Annotated in this window: 4 protein-coding genes and 2 pseudogenes; 2 read left to right on the top strand and 4 right to left on the bottom strand. The window is 73.2% G+C overall.

What is annotated here, in order from left to right:
- Together fadH and BZL64_RS33680 are read left to right on the top strand one after the other, a co-directional pair.
- Nucleotides 1-440: pseudogene (gene fadH / locus BZL64_RS33675) on the top strand (NADPH-dependent 2,4-dienoyl-CoA reductase); the annotation flags it as partial.
- A gap of 32 nt (nt 441-472) precedes the next feature.
- Nucleotides 473-1,021, top strand: coding sequence for a PadR family transcriptional regulator (locus BZL64_RS33680; RefSeq protein ID WP_086772895.1), 549 nt, complete (start codon nt 473-475; stop codon nt 1,019-1,021).
- Nucleotides 1,022-1,041: 20 nt separating this feature from the next.
- Here BZL64_RS33680 and BZL64_RS33685 read toward each other — a convergent pair whose 3' ends face one another.
- The 4 genes and pseudogenes from BZL64_RS33685 to BZL64_RS33700 all read right to left on the bottom strand — a co-directional run bounded on the left by BZL64_RS33685 (nt 1,042) and on the right by BZL64_RS33700 (nt 3,989).
- Nucleotides 1,042-1,518, bottom strand: a complete 477-nt coding sequence (locus tag BZL64_RS33685) for a DinB family protein (RefSeq protein ID WP_086772896.1) — start codon at nt 1,516-1,518, stop codon at nt 1,042-1,044.
- 66 nt (nt 1,519-1,584) lie between these two features.
- Nucleotides 1,585-2,046, bottom strand: a pseudogene (locus tag BZL64_RS33690) (SRPBCC family protein); the annotation flags it as partial.
- A 234-nt stretch (nt 2,047-2,280) separates the two neighbouring features.
- Nucleotides 2,281-2,841 carry a hypothetical protein gene (locus BZL64_RS33695; protein ID WP_086772897.1) on the bottom strand — a complete coding sequence of 187 codons (561 nt, stop codon included), beginning with the start codon at nt 2,839-2,841 and terminating at the stop codon, nt 2,281-2,283.
- 218 nt (nt 2,842-3,059) lie between these two features.
- Nucleotides 3,060-3,989 (bottom strand): fibronectin type III domain-containing protein, encoded by a 930-nt coding sequence (locus BZL64_RS33700; protein WP_086772898.1) that lies wholly within the window; start codon nt 3,987-3,989, stop codon nt 3,060-3,062.
- Nucleotides 3,990-4,184: the final 195 nt, after the last annotated feature.

The raw sequence follows: 4,184 nt of genomic DNA on the forward strand, positions 1-4,184 counted from the left end.
CGGCGACGTACTTCCGGCAGTGGGGCGTCGACATGGACTACCGGGCGGCCGGCGGCCTCGCCGCGCCCGAGCGGACCGCTCCGCCGCGCAGCGTCCACCTGCTCCAGCGCAAGACCGGCAAGGTCGGTGCCGGACTCGGCAGGACCACCGGCTGGATCCACCGCACCGAACTCAAGCACCGGGGCGTGCGCATGGTCCCGGGTGTGCGCTACGACCGCATCGACGACGCCGGACTGCATGTCACCGTCGGCGAGCAGAGCACGGTCCTGGAGGTCGACACCATCGTGCTGTGCACCGGCCAGGACCCGCGCCGGGACCTGTACGACGAGCTGGTCGCCGCCGGGGCGAGCGCGCACCTCATCGGCGGTGCCGACGTCGCCGCCGAACTGGACGCCAAGCGGGCTATCAAGCAGGGAACCGAGCTGGCCGCGGCCTTGTAGAGGTTCCCCGGCGCGTCCCTAGGATGAGCCCCATGTCACTCCCGCACGCGATCCTCACCGCCCTCCTCGAGAAGCCGTCGTCGGGGCTGGATCTGACCCGCCGGTTCGACAAGTCGATCGGCTACTTTTGGTCGGCGACGCACCAGCAGATCTATCGCGAGCTGGGAAAGCTGGAGGCCGAGGGCTTCATCCGGGCCCAGCCCACCGAGCAGCCGACCCGCGGGCAGCGCAAGAGCTACGAGGTCCTGCCCGCGGGCCGCGCCGAACTGGGGCGGTGGACGGCCGCGGCGCAGGACCCCAAGCCGCACCGGGACGCCCTGTTCCTGCGGCTGCGCGCCGCCGCCGTCGTCGGCACCGCGGGCCTCGAAGCCGACCTGCGCCGTCATCTCGACCTGCACCGGGGGCAGTTGGCCGAGTACGAGGAGATCGAGAAGCGGGACTTCCCGCCCGGCGACGACAGCCCGCAGGTCCGGCTCCAGCACCTGGTGCTGCGCGCGGGCATCGAGCTGGAGACCTTCTGGATCCAGTGGCTGACCGAGGCGCTGGCGGCACTGCCCGACCCCGCCGAGCAGGCGCCGTAACCGATCGGCCGCCCCCTGCCCTACGGCAACAGGTCCAGCAACTGCTTGGTGTGGCCGGGCAGTTCCATCTCCGCGAGGCCCGTGACGAGGGCCCTCAGCGGCACGAGCTGATCGACCTGGACCTGCCCGTGCGACAGCAGCAGGGTGGGCACGGGGGTGTCCAGTTCGGCCTCGCTCAACGGCGCGACGAGCGCGCAGAGCGCCTCGCCCTGGAGCCGGACGCGTTCCCGGAGCCCCGCCTCGCCACCGCCGAGCGCGATCACCCGCCCCAGGGTCCAGGAGTCCTGCGCCACCCGGTTGTCGTACGCCGTGACCGCGCCGGAGGCCGCGGAGACGACGGCGGTGACGGTGACGGCGTCGACGAGGCTGACGTGCGCCAGGATCTGCCCGGCGTTCCACTCGCCCTCGGGGGGCGGGTTCCCGGCGCCGGTCGAGGCCACGGTCGCGGCGGCCTCCAGCAGTGCGCGGTGGGCGTCGCGCAGCGGGGTGGTGTCCATGGCTCTTCTTCTCTCTCCCGTGGCACGGGATCTTCGCGGGTCGCTGGCGGGAAGGGCCGCGGCGGCTCAGCTGTGTGCCGCGCGGTTCATCTCCCAGGGCGCCTGCGGCAGGACCTCTCCGGTCTCCAGCAGCGACTTGAGGTTGGCCAGCACGGCCGGCCAGCCGTGCGAGATGCCGCCCAGCATCTCCCGGTCGGGGAGCTTCTCGTGGGTCACGGTGAGACGGACGATGTCCTCGTGGGGCTCGACGAGGAAGGTGACCACCGACGGCTCCCGCGGCTCGTCCGGCGTGTCCTCGAAGGTGACGACCAGGCGGGTCGGCGGCTCGCTCTCCAGCACCGTGCCCACGACGTCGACGACGCCTGATCCGTCGGCGCGGCGGTGCTCCCACGCGGAGCCGGGCTTCCAGTCGGACACGTTGGCATGCCCCCAGTAGCGCGCGGTCAGCTCGGCGTCGGTGAGGGCCTGCCAGACCTGCTCCGAGGTCGCGCGGATGTAGGTGACGTAGACGTAGTCCGGCACGGGTGCGGTGTCGGTGGGCATGGCGTACTCCTGGGTGCCGGCTGTCGGTCGGGAGACCGCTTCGAGGTTCACGGCTCCATTATGCAGGTAATTACCTGCATAATGTCAACGGCGTCCGGCGACGGGCCCACACGGCGGCGCGGGCCTGGTGGACAGCGCGTCTCCGCTGTCCACCAGGCCCGCGCCGAGTGGCTGCCGCGTCTTCGGGGAGGTCCCTGCGGCGTCCCTGAGGCGGCGTCCCTACAGCCGGTACGGCTTCGTCCGGCGGCGCAGGAACCAGACCGTCGCGATGACACCCGTGCCGACCAGCGCGCCGCCCGCCACGAGGGTGACCGTGCCGTAGTCGCGGGTCGCGCCGCCCATGCCGCCCATCACCCCGCGGGTGGGCGAGGCCGTCGCGGAGATCGTCGGCGTGGACGGGGGGGACACGATCACCGTCTGGGTACCGGCGGTGCTGCCGCTGGAGCACATCACGACGACCGTGTGCGTGCCGGGGGAGACGTTGGACCAGGCCGCGGACTGGCTGACAGTGGTGCCCGACAGGGCGACCTGGCGGCCCTGGGCGAAGTTCGCCTGGTTGCTGGCGAGCAGCGCCGCCGTGCCCCAGCTGCCGTTGATCTGGGAGCACGCGCTGGTCACCACGGACACCGTGGAACCGGACGTGCTGACGGAGATGCCCGAGACGCGCGCGGCGGCGGGCTGGGCGGTCACGGCGAGGGGCAGTGCGGCGGCGGCCGCCAGGGTCAGTCCGCAGCGGGCCAGAAGAGGGGAAGAGCGGGCGAGAAGCGGGGAAGTTCGCATCGGATGTCCTCCGGCTGCACGGTTGGCGACCTTGCGCCGCCGAGGGTCGGGTACGCCCGTGCTGCCTCAGGGGCAGCCAACGTCCCCCCGGCCCGGCCCGCACTCCGGCCGCGGCCGGGCAGGTGACGGATTCCTCCCGACGGCCCAGAACGGTGGCCCGCCCGCTTGCGCGATCCGGGCCGGACCCCTGCCGTCACCATCCGCATGCGCACGCGCTCTCACGGCTGGCCCCCCGTGGTCACCGCCCGCTCCGCCGAGAACGCCCCCCACGTCCCGTCCGGGAGCCGTGCGCGCAGCCGGACCCGGTGTCCGGCACCGGCCTCGCGCCCCGCGTAGAAGCTGTGGGTGGCTTTGTCCCGCGGTGGTGTGCCGCCCCAGACCAGCGAGGTGGCCGGCTGCCCGTCGAGCTGGATCTGGTACTCGGTGACGACCCCGTCCACCCGCGGTGGCACCCAGGCCAGGTCGATGTAGTACGCCCCGTCGGCGCGGTGGGTCGTCGCCCGGAAGTCCGCCGGTGCGGTGTCCCGTCCCCCGTCGTCGCCGGGCCCGGTGGTCAGACGTACGGCCGCGCCGGCGGGCGAGAGGTTGTCGGCCGCGTCCCGCGCCCGGACGGTGAAGGAGTACCGGGTGCCCGGCCGCAGTCCCGTGACGACGGTCGCCGTCTGGGCCCCGCCGACGCCGTGGATCTTCACCCCGCCCTGGAGGATGTCGTACGACACCACCTTCCGGTCGTCCGTGGCCGCCGTCCAGGACAGTTGGACCGCCCGGCTTCCGGCAGCCCGGCCCGTGACGCCGCCCGGTGCGGTCGGGGCCGAGTGGTCCGCCGCGACCGCCGCCGGAGTCGTGGCCCGCACCTCACGGCTGGGCGGCCCGAGCCGGCCCTCGTCGTCGCGGGCCCGGACGGTGAAGACGTACGCGGTGGCGGGCGTGAGGCGGGTGACGTCGAACATGTGTGCGGAGGCGGGCACGTCATCGACCTTCGCCGTGCCCCGGTACACCTCGTAGGCGCTGACCCCGGAGAGCGCGTTCCACATCACGTGCACGCTGGTCGCGCTGCCCGCCTCGGCGGAGACCCCCGTCGGCGGGCCCGGCGCCCGTCCCCCGTCCCCGCCGCCCGGTCCGGCGCAGCCGCAGCACAGGGCGAGCATCCATCCGCACAGCACGACGCGTCGCACGGCTTCGCCTCCCGGCCCGGCATGGCGGCAATGGTCCGGACCAATATGGCGTGCCGACGTGAGCACATCAAGAGGGCGACGGGGTATCACGTGGCCGAGGGGTCCGGGGCGTTACGTATGCTGGGCTTCCTCACGGCTGAACTGACTGTCTCGCAGGGTGAGTTCAGC

The organism is Streptomyces bobili (assembly GCF_002154575.1).
Lineage (GTDB): Bacteria > Actinomycetota > Actinomycetes > Streptomycetales > Streptomycetaceae > Streptomyces > Streptomyces bobili.